2 protein-coding genes (1 of these 2 cut by a window edge) are annotated in these 16,423 nt (G+C 74.2%); both read left to right on the top strand.

Going from position 1 to position 16,423, the window contains the following annotated elements; translation table 11 throughout:
• Positions 1–71: 71 nt before the first annotated feature.
• On the top strand, positions 72–15,038 hold the full coding sequence (locus ACIA8L_RS24225) for an amino acid adenylation domain-containing protein (RefSeq protein WP_395908186.1): 14,967 nt from the start codon (positions 72–74) through the stop codon (positions 15,036–15,038).
• Positions 15,035–16,423: the start of an amino acid adenylation domain-containing protein gene (locus tag ACIA8L_RS24220; protein WP_395908183.1), read on the top strand. The gene runs 10,179 nt beyond the window's last position; only the first 1,389 of its 11,568 coding nucleotides appear in the window; it begins with the start codon at positions 15,035–15,037; its stop codon lies off the right edge, out of view. Before ACIA8L_RS24225 ends, ACIA8L_RS24220 begins: the two co-directional genes overlap by 4 nt.

Below are 16,423 nucleotides of genomic sequence, written 5' to 3'. Positions count from 1 at the left end.
CTGGATCCACACCGCATCCGCCGCGCCCGACCGGTGCGGCGGGCCCTGCGCTGCTCAAGGAGAGCCGTCACGTGATCGACCGTCTTGAACTTACGGGGGCACAGGCGGGCGTCTGGTACGCCCAGCAGCTCGACCCCGGACCCGCGTTCACCACGGCCGCATGTGTCGACATCGACGGCGACGTCGATCCGGCCCGCTTCGAGCGGGCGCTGCGTCAGGTCATCGACGAGGCCGACGCGTTGCGGGTTCGCATCATCGAGGGTCCGCGGCAGGAGATCGGCTCGCCGGACTGGACGCTCGCGGTCGTCCTCACGGCGGCCGACCCGGACGCGTTCACGTCGGCCGCCCTGGCCGAGCCCATCGACCTCGAGCGGGGTCCGGTCTTCGCGCAGACGCTGATCCGGCGGGGACCCGGGCGGTGGACGTGGTTCCAGCGCTGCCATCACGTCGTGATGGACGCCTACACGTTCGCGCTCGTCGCCCAGCGGCTGTCCATCGTGTACACCGCGCTGGCGGCCGGGGCGGCGCCCGGGCCGTCGCCGTTCGGCCGCCTGGCCGACGTGGTCGCCGAGGATATCGCCTACCGGGAGTCGGCGAAGTTCGCGGCCGACCGCGAGTTCTGGCGTGCGCACCTGGCCGGTCTCGAGGTTCCTGACCTCTCGTCCGGCCCGGCCCGGCCCAGCCCGGCGTTCCTGCGCCGCCGTGTCACCGTTTCGGCGCCTTCGGCTCGCGTGGAGGCGGTGCTGGCCGTTGTCGCGCTCTACGTGTCGCGGCTGACCGGGTCCGGCGAGGTGGTGCTCGGGCTGCCGATGATGGGCCGGCTCGGCTCGGTCGCGGCCCGGGTGCCGGTCAACGCCGTCAACGTGCTGCCGCTGCGGGTGGCCGTCGCGCCGGCGGACACCGTGTCGTCGCTGGTGCGGCGGGTCGCGGACGAGCTCCGGGCGATCCGGCCGCATCAGCGGTACCGGGGCGAGGACATCCGCCGGGACCTCGGGCTCGTCGGCGGGGAGCGGCGGCTGGTCGGGCCGTGGGTGAACATCAAGCCGTTCGGGGCCGTGCTGTCGTTCGCCGGTGCGCCGGGCACGCCCCGGTACCTGTCCGCGGGGCCGGTCGACGACCTGTCCATCACCGTCGACGACCGCGGCGGCGACGAGCTCGAGGTGGTCCTCGACGCCAACCCGGCGCGGTACACCGAGGCGCGGCTGGCGGCCCACACGGATCGGCTGGCCGCGCTCTTCACGGCCTTCGCGCAGGCGCCCGCGGACATGTTCCTGGGGCGGCTCGGCCTGGTCGCCGCGCCGGTGGTGCCGGACACCGCCCGGGCCCTGCCGGCCGCCGGCCTGGCGGACCTGGTGCGCGGCGATCGCGACGGCGTTGCGGTGTTCACGGCAACGGAAACAGTGACATACGGGGAGCTCGCCGACCGGGTGGAGGCCCTGGCGGCGGTACTGCACGCACGCGGGGTGGCCGGCGGCAGTGTCGTGGCCGTCGGGCTGCCGCGCACCGCCGACCTGCTCGTCACGCTGCTGGCCGTGCAGCGGACCGGGGCCGCGTATCTGCCGCTGGACCTCGACTTCCCGGCCGACCGGCTCGCGTGGATGCTGGAAGACAGCGCACCGGCTCTGCTGATCACCGCCGGAGCGCGGCCCGGTGCCTGGGCCGCGGCGCCGGCAGTACCAATGCTGCGTCTGGATCGTGCTCTGCCCGCCGCGGAGCGGCCCTGTCCGCCACTCGTGCACCGGCCGGACGACGCCGCCTATGTGCTCTACACCTCCGGGTCCACCGGCCGCCCCAAGGGCGTCGTGGTCACCCGCGAGAACCTCGTCAACTTCCTGCTCGCCATGCGGGAGGAGATCCGGCTGGCGCCGTCGGACCGCCTGGTCGCCGTCACCACGGTGAGCTTCGACATCAGCGGGCTGGAACTGTTTCTGCCGCTGCTCAGCGGCGCCGCCGTCGTCCTCGCGGCCAAGGAGACCGTCCAGGACCCCGAGGCCCTGGCCGCGCTCGTGCACCGGACCGGGGCCACCGTCGTGCAGGCCACCCCGACCCTGTGGCGGGCCCTGCTCGAGGCCCCCGGCGGTGCGGCCGCCCTGTCCGGCCTGCGGGTCCTCGTCGGCGGGGAGGCGCTGCCCCCGGACCTCGCGGCGCGGCTGCGCAAGCACGCGGCCGAGGTGACGAACCTGTACGGCCCGACCGAGACGACCATCTGGTCGACCGCGTACCGGCTCACCGACGACACCGTCAGCGTCGGCACGCCGATCTGGAACACCCGCGCCTACGTCCTCGACGCCGCGCTGCGCCCGGTCCCGGACGGCTACCCGGGCGAGCTGTACCTGGGCGGGGCCGGGGTCGCGCGCGGCTACCTGAACCGGCCGGGGCTGACCGCGTCCCGGTTCGTCGCCGACCCGTACGCGGCCGGCGAGCGCATGTACCGCACCGGCGACCTGGCCGTGCGCCGGCCCGACGGGACCTTCGACGTGCGGGGCCGCGTCGACCATCAGGTGAAGCTGCGCGGCTTCCGGATCGAGCTGGGCGAGGTGGAGGCGGTCCTGGCCGCCGCGCCGTCCGTGCTGCGGGCGGTCGCGGTGATTCGCGAGGACCGTCCGGGGGACCGCCGCCTGGTCGCGTACGTCGTGCCCGCCGGTGTTGTGTCCGCCGGTGCCGTGCCCGGCGGTGTTGTGTCCGGCGGCGTCGTTGACGTGCCGGCGCTGCGCCGTGCGGTCGCGGAGGCTTTGCCCGACTACATGGTGCCGGCCGCGATCGTGGTCCTCGAGGCGCTGCCCACCACCCCGAACGGCAAGCTGGACCGCAACGCCCTGCCCGCCGCTGAATATGTTTCTGCAACAGCCGGCATTGTCCGGACCGCTCAGGAGGAGCTGCTCGCCGGCATCTTCGCCGACGTCCTGGGCGTGGCCGAAGTCGGCCCGCGCGACGACTTCTTCGCCCTCGGCGGCCACTCGCTCCTCGCCGCCCGCGTCGCGACCCGGGCCCGCACCGTCTTCGGCGCCGACCTCACGCTGCCCGACGTGTTCGACGCGCCCACGGTCGCCGCCCTCGCCGCCCGCATCACGGCCGCGACCACCGCCCGCGTCGCGGTCGCCGGCACCGTCCGCGGGCCGATCCGTCCGGGCGCCGCCGCCGGCGAGGTGCTCTCACCGGCCCAGCGCCGCCTGTGGTTCCTGGAGCGCCTGGCGGGCCCGAGCGCGACCTACAACCTGCCGCTCGCGCTGGACCTCGACGGCCCGCTCGACGTGGCCGCCCTCCGCGCCGCGTTGCACGACCTGGTCCTCCGCCACGAGCCCTTGCGCACCATCTTTCCCGATCGATCCGGTGAACCGGCCCCGCGGCTTCGCGAACCATCCGTCGACCTCGCCTTCGCGTCCACTGTGGACATCGCGGCGGCGGTGCGGGTCCCCTTCGACATCACGGTCGAGACCCCACTGCGGGCGACGCTGTTCACCCACGGCACTGATCGGCACGTCCTGCTGCTCGTCGTGCACCACATCGCCGGCGACGAGTGGTCGCTGACCCCGATGCTCGACGACCTCGCCACCGCCTACACCGCGCGGGTCGAGGGCCGCACCCCGGCCTTCGCGCCGCTGCCGATCCGCTACGCCGACTACGCCGTGTGGCAGGCCGAGCAGCCCCTCGACGAGCACCTCGACTTCTGGCGCGAGACCCTGGCCGGCGCCCCCGAGACGCTCCGGCTGCCCTGGGACCGCCCGCGCACCCCGGACGTGACCGCCGCCGGTGCCACGATCGCCTTCCCGATCCCGGCCGAGCTCGAACGGGGCCTGCGGGCCCTGGCCCGGCAGCACGGCGTCACCCTGTTCATGACCGTCCAGGCGGCGGTGGCCGCGCTGCTGTCCCGCCTCGGCGCCGGCACCGACATCCCCCTCGGCACCCCCGTCGCGGGCCGCGGCGACGACGCCGTCGAACGCCTCGTCGGGTTCTTCGTCAACACCGTCGTCCTGCGCACCGACGTCTCCGGCGACCCGAGCTTCACCGACCTGCTGGCCCGCGTCCGCGCCGCCGACCTGGCCGCCCTCGCCCACCAGGACCTGCCGTTCGACCGCCTGGTCGAGGCGCTCAACCCGCACCGGTCCCTGGCCTACAGCCCGCTGTTCTCGGTGATGGTGTCGTATCAGGCGCGCCTGCCCGCCGTCGCCGGCTTCCCCGCCGTCCGGGTCACGCCGCGGCTGGTGGAGACCGGCACCGCGAAGTTCGATCTCACCTTCGACGTCGCCGAGCGCGACGGCGGCGGCCTGGCCGGGAGCCTCGAGTTTCGCACCGACCTGTTCGACCGCGGGACCGCCGCCGCCATTGCCGCGCGTTTCATCCGCCTCCTCGCAGCGGTGACCGCCGCCCCCGACCGCCCGATCGGTGCGGCCGACCTCCTGGACGCGGCCGAGCACGAGGCGCTGACCGGGGCGTGGCAGGGGCAGCGGCGCCCGATCGCCCAGCGCACGCTGCCCGAGCTGTTCGCCGCCCAGGTCGCCGCCCACCCGGACGCCGTGGCCATCGAGGACGGCGGCCGGACGCTGACGTACGCGGCGGTTGACGTTCTTTCCAACCGCGTAGCGCACACGCTGATCGCCGCGGGCGCCGCCCCCGAGCGCATCGTCGCCGTGCGGATGCCCCGGTCGGCCGACCAGATCGTGGCCCTCCTGGCGGTGGCCAAGTCCGGCGCCGCCTACCTGCCCCTCGACATCACCCACCCACCGGCCCGGGTGGAGGCGCAGCTCCGCGCGGCCGACCCGGTCCTCGTGCTGACCGAACTTCCGGCGCTCGCCGACGACGACACGCCACCGGCGGTGCACCGGCAGCCGGAACACGCGGCATACATCATCTACACGTCCGGCTCGACCGGCCGCCCGAAGGGCGTGGTCGTCCCGCACGCCGGCCTGGCCGCGTTCGTGGAGAGCGTCCGCACGGTCTTCGGCACCGGACCGGGCACCCGCGCCGCCCAGTTCGTCTCGCCCGCCGTCGACGTGGCCCTCAGCGAGCTGGCCGCGTCGATCCTGTCCGGCGGCACCCTGGTGGTCGTCCCCGACGAGGCCCGGCTCGGCCCGGACCTCGGCCCGTGCATCGCGGCGTCGCGCATCACCCACGTCGACCTGCCGCCGGCGCTGCTGGCCGCCCTGCCGGAGACCGCGCTCCCGGCCGGCCTGACGGTGACCATCGGCGGCGAGGCCACCCCGCCCGATGTCGTGCGCCGATGGTCCCGCGCGCACCGCCTCATCAACGCCTACGGCCCGACCGAAACGACGGTCACCGCCACCACGTGGATCGCGAACCCGGGCCCGGTACTCATCGGCCGCCCCGAGCTCAACCGCACCGCCCACGTCCTCGACGACCGCCTGCGCCCGGTCCCGCCGAACACGCCCGGCGAGCTCTACCTGGGCGGCGAGGGCCTGGCCCGCGGCTACCTCGGTGCCCCCGCCCAGACCGCTGAGCGTTTCGTGGCCGACCCCGGCAACCCCGGCCGCCGCATGTACCGCACCGGCGACCTCGTCCGCCGCACCCCCGACGGCCGCCTCGAGTTCCTGGGCCGCACCGACGACCAGGTCCAGATCCGCGGCTTCCGCGTGGAGCCGGCCGAGGTCGAGGCCGTCCTGACGAGCCACCCGGCCGTCGCCCGGGCCGTCGTCGTCCCGCTCGGCCAGCGCCTGATCGCCTACGTCGTCGTCACCTCCACCCACCGTGGCGACGACCTGCGGCACTGGTGCGCCGCCCGGCTCCCCGAGCACCTCGTCCCAGCCGCGGTGGTGGAGCTCGACGCGATCCCGCTCACCGCCGCCGGCAAGGCCGACAAGCGGGCGCTGCCGGCCCCGGACCGGGCCGCCGACGAGCACGCCGCCGCCGGACCCGAGCCGAGCACGCCCGAGGAGGCGACCCTGGCCGCCCTCTTCGCCGAGCTGCTGGGCCGTCCCACGGTTGGCGTGGACGCCGGCTTCTTCGCTCTCGGCGGCGACAGCATCCTGTCCATCCAGCTCGTCTCCCGCGCCCGCGCGGCCGGCCTGCACATCGCCCCGCGCCAGGTCTTCGAGCACCAGACCGTCGTCGCCCTGGCCCGTGTCGCCACGCCGGCCACCGCCCCCGCGGCCGCGCCGCCGAGCGCCGGAGTTGTTCCGGAAACACCGATCATCGCCTGGCTGCGCGGCCTGCACGCGGACATCGACCGCTACTCGCAGGCCCTGCTGCTGTACACCCCGGCCGGTCTCACCCACGGGGACGTGGCCCGGATTCTGCGCACCGGCCTGGCCCCGCACGCGATCCTGGCCGCCCGGCTCGAAACCGGCGGCGACCGCTGGCAGCTGCACGTCCCCGAGACGCCACTCGACCCGCCGCTGCGCGTGGTGCCGGCGACCGGTCAGAGCGCGTACGAGCTGGCCGCGCTGGTGGCGGCCGAACGCGAGGCCGCCGCCGACCGGCTCGACCCGGCGACCGGCGCGATGGTGCGGACGGTGTGGTTCGACCGCGGCACCGAGCCCGGCCGGCTCCTGCTCGTCGTGCACCACCTGGTCGTCGACGGCGTGTCGTGGCGCATCATCGCCGAGGACCTGGCGTCCGCGGCCCGGGGCGAGCGGCCGGCCACCGTCGGCACACCGTTCCGGGCCTGGGCGGCAGGGCTGTCCGAAGTCTCCACCGCACCGTGGCCCGACCTGGCCGATGCCACCGCCACCCGCCTCAGCTCCCTCCCGCTCGACCCGGCTCGCGATACCGCCGCGACACTGCGCTCGGTCGCGGTGACGGCCGACCCCTCCGTGGCCGCGCCGCTGCTGACCTCGGTCCCCGACACGTTCCGGGCCGGCGTCCAGGACGTCCTGCTCGCAGCCCTGGTCCTGGCCCTGTCCCGGCGCACCGGCTCCGCCGCCGAGCCGCTCATCGCCCTCGAGGGCCACGGTCGCGAGGAGGCGCTGGTCCCCGGGGCCGACCTGGTGCGCACGGTCGGCTGGTTCACCAGCGAGTACCCGGTCCGCCTGCCCGCCGCCGCGGCCGGCCCGGCCGCCGTGGTCCGCGAGGTGAAGGAGCGCCTGCGCGCCATCAAGGACGGCGGCATCGGGTACGGCCTGCGCCGTTACGTGACCGGCGAGCTGGCCGACGACGGCCCCGAGCCGGAGATCCTCTTCAACTACCTGGGCCGCTTCACCGCTGCTGCTGGTGCCACCACTGCTGCTGCCACCGCCGCTGGTGCGGGTGCGATTCGCGTGGAGGCCGGCCGGACCGCGAACGCGTGGGGGATCGCACCCGAGCTCCCGGCCGCGCACACCACCGCCGCCCCCGGTATGCCGATCCGCCACCGCCTGGCCATCAACGCCTCCACGCTGGACAGCGCCGACGGCCCGGTCCTGCGCGCCGAGTTCACCTACCCGGCCGCCGCCCTCGCCGACGCCGACGCGCGCCGGATCGCCGACGACTGGTTCGCCGCCCTGGTCGCGATCAGCGCCGCCGTCCACGAGCCCGGCGCGGGCGCGCTCACCCCCTCCGACGTACCCCTGGCCGGCGTCGACCGCGCCGACCTGGCCGAACTCACCGCCGCCTGGCCCGGCCTGGTCGATGTGCTGCCGCTGTCGCCACTGCAAGAAGGCCTGCTGTACCTCGCTGGAACAGACGACAGCCGAGACGTTTACACGGTCCAGCAGATCTACACGCTCACCGGCGACGTCGACCCGGCCCGCCTGCGGTCCGCGGCCGCGGCGCTCCTGGACCGCTACCCGAACCTGCGCGGCGGCTTCACCCGCACCGCCTCCGGCCGCGCGGTCCAGGTCATCCCGGCCACGGCCGAGGTGCCGTTCACCGAGCTGGACCTGACCGCGTCCGCCGACCCCGAGGCGGCCCTCGCCGACCTGGCCGCGGCCGAGCGCATCCGCCCGTTCGACCTGGCCGCACCGCCGCTGCTGCGGTTCGTCCTGGCCCGGTTCGCCGCCGACGGGTACCGCCTCCTGCTCACCCAGCACCACCTGCTCATGGACGGCTGGTCCGGCCCCCTCGCCATGCGCGACCTCTTCGCCCGCTACGCCGGCCGCTCCACGCCGTCCCCGCGCCCGTATCGCGACTATCTGACCTGGCTCGCCGCCCAGGACCGCGGCACCGCCGAGCGGGCCTGGCGCGCGGCCCTGGCCGGCCTGGACGAGCCCACCCTGGTCGCTCCGGGCGCACCCGCGGCGTCGGTACTCCCACAGGTCGCCGAGATCCTCCTGCCCTCCGAGCCGATCGCCGAGACCGCCCGCGCACACGGCCTCACCTTGAACACCCTGGTCCAGGGCGCCTGGGCGCTGACCCTGGTCGAGCTGACGGGCCGGACCGACGTCGTCTTCGGCGCCACGGTCGCGGGCCGCCCGGCCGGACTTCCCGGCGTCGACGACATGGTCGGGCTGTTCATCAACACGATCCCGGTCCGGGCCCGCCCGCGCCCCGGCGACACGTGGGCCGGTTTCCTGGCCCGGCTGCAGTCCGAGCAGGCCGAACTCCTCGACCACCAGTACCTGGGCCTGGCCGACCTGCAGCGCCTGGCCGGCGTCGGCGAGCTGTTCGACACGCTGACCGTGTTCGAGAGCTACCCGACCGCCGCGGCGACCGCCGACGTGCCGGGCCTGCGGATCGGCGGCGGCATCCCGGTCGACGCCACCCACTACCCGTTGAGCCTGGTCGTGGTCCCGGGCGAGCAACTCCGCCTACGCCTGGAACACCGCCCGGATGTGTACCCGCCAGCCGAAGCCGAGCACATCCTGACCCGCTTCGCCGAACTCCTCCAGACTGCCCCGGCCACGCTGCTGTCGCGCGTGTCCACTGTGGATCAAGTTTGGTACGACACGGCGATGCCGGTCCCTGCCGGCACGGTCCTGGACGAGTTCGCGGCGACGGTGTCCCGCACTCCGGACGCGATTGCCTTGTGTTTCATTGCCGAGCAGTTGACGTTTGCAGAGCTCGATGCGCGTGTCACGAGGCTGGCAAGGGTCCTCGTGGAACACGGGGCAGTCCCGGACCGCCCGGTCGCGGTGTTACTCCCCCGCAGCGTCGACGCGGTCGTGGCGTGGCTGGCGGTGATGCGCGCGGGCGGCATCTATCTCCCGATCGACGCGGACTATCCCGCCGAGCGTATCGACTACATCCTGGAAGACGCCCGCCCGGCCGTGGTGGTGACGCTGGATCTGTTGGCGAAGGCCGCCGGCCCGGGTGTCGAGCTGCCGGTGATGCATCCGCGTTCGGGCGCGTATCTGATTTACACGTCGGGTTCGACGGGCCGGCCGAAGGGTGTCGTGGTTGAGCACAACAGTCTGATGAATCTGTTCCATCACCACCGCGAGCACGTGATGCCGCAACAGAGGATCAGGGCAGGGTTGTCGGCGGCGACGGTGTTCGACACGTCGTGGGAGGGTGTCCTGTTCCTGGTCGCCGGCCACGAGCTGCACGTGCTCGACGATGAGACCCGCCGCGACCCGGATCTGTTTGTCTCCTACGTGCGCGAGCACAGTCTCGACTTCCTGGATGTAACCCCGTCACTCGCGGGCCCGCTGGTTTCGAGTGGTCTGCTGCAACATCCGCCGAAACTCGTGGCATTGGGTGGTGAGGCCGCCGATCCCGGCATCTGGACCGCGCTGCGCGAAGCGACCATCGCGATCAACTTGTACGGGCCGACCGAGTGCACGGTCGACACGCTCATGGCCCGCATCAATGACACCGAGACGCCGTCGGTTGGCCGGCCGATCGCCAATACCCGGGCTTACATCCTTGATTCGTGGCTGCGGCCGGCGAAGCAGGGTGAGCTCTATCTGGCTGGCGCTCAGCTCGGCCGGGGCTACCTGAACCAGCCGGGGCTGACCTCGGCCCGGTTCGTCGCGGACCCGTTCGTGGCGGGGGAGCGCATGTATCGGACCGGGGACGTGGTCCGCCTGGCTGCCGATGGGTCCCTCGAGTTCGTCGGGCGGGCCGACGAGCAGGTGAAGATCCGCGGGTTCCGGGTCGAGCCGGGTGAGGTCGCGGCCGTCCTGGCTGAGCATCCTGACGTGGCCCAGGCCGTCGTGGTCGCCGTTGACGGGCGGCTGGTGGCGTACGTCGTCGGGTCCGCGGGTGAGTTGCGGGCGTGGGCGGGCAGTCGGCTGCCTGAGTACCTTGTTCCCGCCGCGTTCGTGGAACTTGAGCGGATTCCGGTCACCGTCGCCGGGAAAGTCGACAAGCGGGCGCTGCCGGCCCCCGACTTCACGGCGATCGCGGGCGCCGGCGTTCCTCGCAGCCCGGCCGAGGAGATCCTCGCCGGGCTGTTCGCTGAGGTGCTCGGGCTGGCCGGGGTCGGGACCGGTGACGACTTCTTCGCGCTCGGCGGGCACTCGCTCACCGCGACCGCGCTCGCCGCCCGGGTCCGGGCCGTGTTCGGGGCCGCGCTGCCGGTGCGGGCCGTGTTCGACGCGCCCACCGTCGCCGCGTTGGCGGCGCGGCTGGAACTGTTCCAGGGCGGCGACGGTGGGCCGGTGCTCATCGGCGGGGCTGAGCGGCCCGAGCACCTGCCGGTGTCGCCGGCGCAGCACCGGCTCTGGCTGCACCACCAGCTCAACGGGGCGGGCCCGACCTACAACGTGGCGTTCGCGCTGCGGCTCACCGGGGCGCTCGACGCCGACGCACTGCGGCTGGCGCTCGTCGACGTCCTCGACCGGCACGAGAGCCTGCGCACCGTGTTCCCGAGCGTCGACGGGCGGGCGGTGCAGCGGGTCCTGCCGGCAGTACACCCGGAATGGCATGTCATCGCCTGCACCGAGGCCGAGCTCCCCGGGCGGCTCGCCGACGCGGCCCGGCACGGCTTCGACCTCACCGCCGAGCCGTTGATCCGGCCGCACCTCTTCGCAGTTGGAACACACAGCAATGTGCTGTTGTTGCTGCTGCACCACATCGTCACCGACGAGTGGTCGGAAGGGCGGATCGTCGCCGACCTCGGCACCGCCTACGCCGCCCGCACCCGCGATCGGGCCCCGGACTGGGCGCCACTGCCCGTGCAGTACGCCGACTACGCCCTCTGGCAGCGCGAACTCCTCGGCGACGCGGACGATCCGGCGAGCCTGCAGGCGCGGCAGCTGGCGTTCTGGCGGGAGGCGCTCGCCGGTGCGCCGACCGAGCTGACGCTGCCGACCGACCGGCCACGCCCGGCTCAGCCGTCCCACGCCGGTGGGATCGTGCCGTTCGACGTGCCGGCCGACACGCACCGGCGGGTCCGGGAACTGGCCCGGCGCACGGGCGCGACCGCGTTCATGGTTGTGCAGGCGGCCCTCGCCGCGCTGCTGCACCGTCTCGGGGCCGGCACCGACATCCCGCTCGGCAGCCCCGTCGCCGGCCGCGCCGACCAGCGCCTCGACGAGCTCGCCGGGTTCTTCGTCAACACCCTCGTGCTGCGGGCCGACCTGACCGGCGACCCGACGTTCGCCGAGCTCGTCGCCCGCGTCCGCGCCGCCGACCTGGCCGCGTTCGGCCACGCCGACGTGCCGTTCGACCGGGTCGTCGAGGCGCTGAACCCGGAGCGCTCCCTCGCCCGCAACCCGCTGTTCCAGGTGATGGTCGCATTCCAGCACGTCCCGGCCGCGCTGCCGGGACTGCCGGGCCTGGTCACCGAGCCCGTCCCGATCGACACCGGCGTGGCCCAGTTCGACCTCGGTGTCGTCGTCACCGAACACGACGGGGAGGACGGCCTGCGCGGCGTCATCGAGTACAGCGCCGACCTGTTCGACCGGGCGACGGTCACCGCCCTCGCCGACCGGCTCGTGCGGCTTGTTACAGCTGCGGTGACCGTACCGAACGGCCGCGTCAGCGACCTCGACGTGCTCACCGCGGCCGAGCGGCGCGCCATCGCCACCGACTGGCAGGGCCCGGTCGCCGGCACCGCTGCGGCGACGCTGCCGCAGCTGTTCGCGGAGCAGGTCGCCCGCCGCCCCGGCGCGGTCGCGATCGAGGACGGCCCGCTGTCGCTGACGTACGCGGAGCTCGACGCCCGCACCGACCGCCTCGCCCGCCGCCTGGCGCGCCTCGGAGCCGGTCCGGAGCGGATCGTCATGGTGCTGCTGCCGCGCTCGGCCGACCTGTTCGTCGCCGAGCTGGCGGTCGCGAAGGCGGGCGCGGCCTACCTGCCCGTCGACCCGTCCTATCCGGCCGAGCGGGTCGCCCTGCTCGCCGCCGACGCCAGCCCGGTCCTGGTCATCGCCCACGCCGACGCTCCGACGCTTCCCGCGGGTGTCCCGCACGTCAGCCCGGTCGAAGCGCACGTGGAAACAGCGCCGGCTGGAACAGCGGGCGTTGAGACAGCGGGCGTTGGAACAGCGGGCGTTGGAACAGCGCTCACGCCGCCCACACCGTGGAACGCCGCGTACGTCATCTACACCTCCGGCTCCACCGGCCGGCCCAAGGGCGTCGTCATCCCGCACGCCGGCCTGGCCGACCTCGCCGGCACGTTCGCCGAGCTGTGGAAGGCCGGTCCGGGTTCGCGGATCGCCCAGTTCGCCTCGCCGAGCTTCGACGTGACCGTGGCCGAGCTCGCGATCAGCCTGCTGCGCGGCGGCACGCTCGTCATCGTGCCGGAGGAGCACCGCCTCGGCACCGCGTTCGCCGAGTATGTCCGCGACCACGGCGTCACCCACTTCGCACTACCCCCGGCCGCACTCGCGGCCCTCCCCGACGGCGTCCTGCCGCGGGACGTCACCGTCGTCACCGGCGCCGACCGCTGCCCGCCCGACCTCGTCACCCGCTGGACGGCGACGCACCGGATGCTCAACGCCTACGGCCCGACCGAGGCGACCGTCAACTCCACCTACTGGGTCTGCGAACCGGGAAGCCCGGTCCTGATCGGCCGGCCCGACCGCAACAAGCGCGCCCACATCCTGGACGCCGGGCTGCGCCCTGTTCCACCCGGTGTCCCCGGCGAGCTGTACCTGGCCGGCGCCGGCCTCGCCCGCGGCTACCTGAACCGCTCGGCCCTGACCGCCGAGCGTTTCGTCGCCGACCCCTACGGCCCGCCCGGCACCGTCATGTACCGCACGGGCGACCTGGCCCGCTGGAACAGTTCCGGGCTGATCGAGTTTCTGGGCCGCACCGACGACCAGGTGAAGATCCGCGGCTTCCGGATCGAGCCGGGCGAGGTCGAGGCCGCGCTGGCGGAGCACCCGGCCGTACGCCAGGTCGTCGTGATCGCCCGCGACAGCCGCCTCATCGCCTACGTGGTCGCCGCGGCGGCCGGGGCCGACCTGCGGGAGTGGGCCGCGGCGCGGCTGCCGGACCACCTCGTGCCGGCCGCGTTCGTCGAGCTCGACCGCATCCCGGTCACCATCGCCGGCAAGGTCGACCGCAAGGCCCTGCCCGAGCCGGTGCTCGAACGCCGCACCGCGAGGCCCGCGACCGTCGGCCAGGAGCTGTTCGCGACCCTGTTCGCCGAGCTGCTCGGCCTCGACGAGGTCGGCGCCGACGAGGGCTTCTTCGCCCTCGGCGGGGACAGCATCGTGGCCCTGCAGCTGGTCGCCCGCGCCCGCGCCGCCGGGCTCGAGCTCTCACCGCGCCAGGTCTTCGAGCACCAGACGGTGGCCGCGCTCGCCGCCGTCGCCGTGCCGTCCACGGTCGACACGCCGACCGGCCGACCGGCGCGCGAGCCGGCCGCGGCCGCCTACGGTGACGTGCCCCTCACCCCGATCGTCGCGTGGCTCAGCGGCCTCGACGCCCCGATCGACACCTTCGCCCAGGCCATCGTGCTGCGCGTCCCGGCCGAGCTCACCCACGACGGCCTCACCGCGATCCTGCGGGCCGTCGTCGACCGCCACGACGCGCTGCGGGCCCGCTGGACCGGCACCGGCCTGGTGATCCCGCCGCCTGGAAACCACGTCATCGATCTGCGTTTCGCAAACACGTCACTGGGGCGGGAGCACACCGCGGCGGTCCGGCGGCTCGACCCGGCCGGCGGCCGGATGCTCCAGGCGGTGTGGTACCCCTCTCAGCGCCGACTGCTCCTCGTCGCCCACCATCTGGTCGTCGACGGCGTGTCGTGGCGCATCATCGCGGGCGACCTGGCCACCGCATGGGCGCAGGTCGCCCGGGGCGAGCGGCCGGAGCTGCCCCCGGCCGGCACCTCGTTCCGCACCTGGGCTCGCGGCCTCACCTCCGTCGAACCGGACCGCTCGTACTGGCTGTCCACCGCGGATCCGGCCGTCGCGCCGATCGGTCAGCGCTCGCCCGATCCGGCCGTCGCGGCGATCGGTCGGCGCCCGCTCGACCCGGCTGTTGACAACGTCGGTGCGCAGCGGGAGCTGATGCTGCGGTGGCCGGCCGACGAGACCCGGCCGCTGCTCACCACCGTCCCCGACGCGTTCCACGCCGGAGTGCAGGACGTGCTCCTGGCCGGCCTCGCCCTGGCCGTGCGGCAGTGGCGCCCCGCGACCGCCGCCTCCGGGCTGCTGCTGCGCCTGGAGGGCCACGGCCGCGAGGAGCAGCTCGTCCCCGGCAGTGACCTGTCCCGCACCGTCGGCTGGTTCACCGTCGAGTACCCGGTCCGCCTCCACACCGGCGGCGACGACCCGGCCGCGGCGCTGAAACACGTCAAGGAGCAGCTGCGGGCCGTCCCCGGCGGCGGCACCGGCTACGGCCTCCTGCGCTACCTGAACCCGGACACCGCCGCGGAACTGGCCGCCCGGCCCGGCCCGGAGATCCTGTTCAACTACCTCGGCCGCCTGACCTCGGGCAGCGGCGACGACGGCCCGGACTGGGTCGCCGCCGCCGAGAGCGACGAGCTCGGCGACGGCCTCGACCCGGCGTTCCCGGCCGGCCACGCGCTGGAGATCAACGCGGCCACGCTCGACCGGCCGACCGGCCCCGAGCTTGACGTGCGTTTCACGTACGTCGGCGGCGTCCTCGACGCGGCCGACGTGGCCCGCCTCGGCGAGCTGTGGCGCACGGCCCTGACCGGCCTGCGGGCCGCCGCCGACGACGGCGGCTTCTCCCCATCCGACCTGAGCCTGGTGACGCTGAGCCAGGGCGAGATCGACGAGTTCGAAGACGAGTGGAGGCTCTTGTGACCAGCCCGGGCGGACTGCAGGACATCCTGCCGCTGTCGCCGCTGCAGGAGGGTCTGTACTTCCTCTCCTCATACGCCGACGGCGACCCGGACGTGTACGTCGTCCAGCAGGTCCTCACGCTCGACGGCCCGCTCGACGCCGACCGCCTGCGTGCCGCCGCCCAGGCCGTCCAGGACCGCCACGCCAACCTGCGGGCCGCGTTCCGCCCGCGCAAGGCCGGCCAGCCGGTGCAGCTGATCCCCGCGGTCGTCCCGGTTGCCTGGACCGTTACTGCAACAGCCGCCGTTGCAACAGTTGCGGAAGACGAACGCCGCCGCCCCTTCGACCTGGCCAAGCCGCCGCTGCTGCGGTGGCACCTGGTCCGGATCGCGGCCGAGCGCCATCACCTGATCCTGACCGCGCACCACATCCTGCTCGACGGCTGGTCGACGCCGCTGCTCGTGCGTGACCTGCTCACCTTGTACGCGGGTGCGGAGCCGCCCCGGGCCCGCCCCTACAAGGAGTATCTGGCCTGGGTGGCACGCCAGGACCGCGGCACCGCCGAGCAGGCTTGGCGCACGGCCTTGGAGGGCCTGGAGGAGCCGACCCTGATCCGCCCGGACGCCGGCCCGGTGGCGGCCGCGCCCGAGATCGTCGAGCACCCCGTGGACGCGACGGCACTGGCCGCCCGCGCCCGCGACCTGGGCGTGACCGTGAACACCGTCGTGCAGGGCGCCTTCGCATTGGTACTGTCCGAGCTCACCGACCGCACCGACGTGGTCTTCGGCGCCACCGTGTCCGGCCGCCCCGCGGGACTGCCCGGCGTCGAGGACATGATCGGCCTGTTCATCAACACGGTCCCGGTCCGGGCCCGCCCTCGACCCACCGACACCTGGGCGGGTTTCCTGACCCGCCTGCAGTCCGAGCAGGCCCAGCTCCTGGACCACCAGCACACGGGCCTGGCCGGCATCCAGCGCCAGGCCGGCCTGGGCCCGCTCTTCGACACGCTGCTGGTCTTCGAGAGCTACCCCCTGGACGAGGAGGGCGTCCGCGAGCTGGAACGCGCCGCCGGCCTGCGCCTGGCCGCCGTGACCGGCAGCGACGCCACCCACTATCCGCTCACCGTGACGGTCGTTCCGGGTGAAACGATGGCCCTGGGCGCCGAGTACCGCCCGGACGTCATCACCCGCGACACGGCCGAACAGATCCTGGCCCGCCTGGCCGACCTCCTGCAATCCTTCGCCACCAACCCGAACACCGCCCTGGCCGGCCTATCCACTGTGGACCTCCCGCAGTACGGCACGGCGATGCCGGTCCCTGCCGGCACGATTCTGGACGAGTTCGCGGCGACGGTGTCCCGCACTCCGGACGCGATTGCCGTGTGTTGCAACGCCGAGCAGTTGACC

The organism is Dactylosporangium sp. NPDC051541 (assembly GCF_044454505.1).
GTDB lineage: Bacteria > Actinomycetota > Actinomycetes > Mycobacteriales > Micromonosporaceae > Dactylosporangium.
Note: the sequence above shows the minus strand (reverse complement) of the source record. Positions and strands in the feature narration are given on the sequence as shown.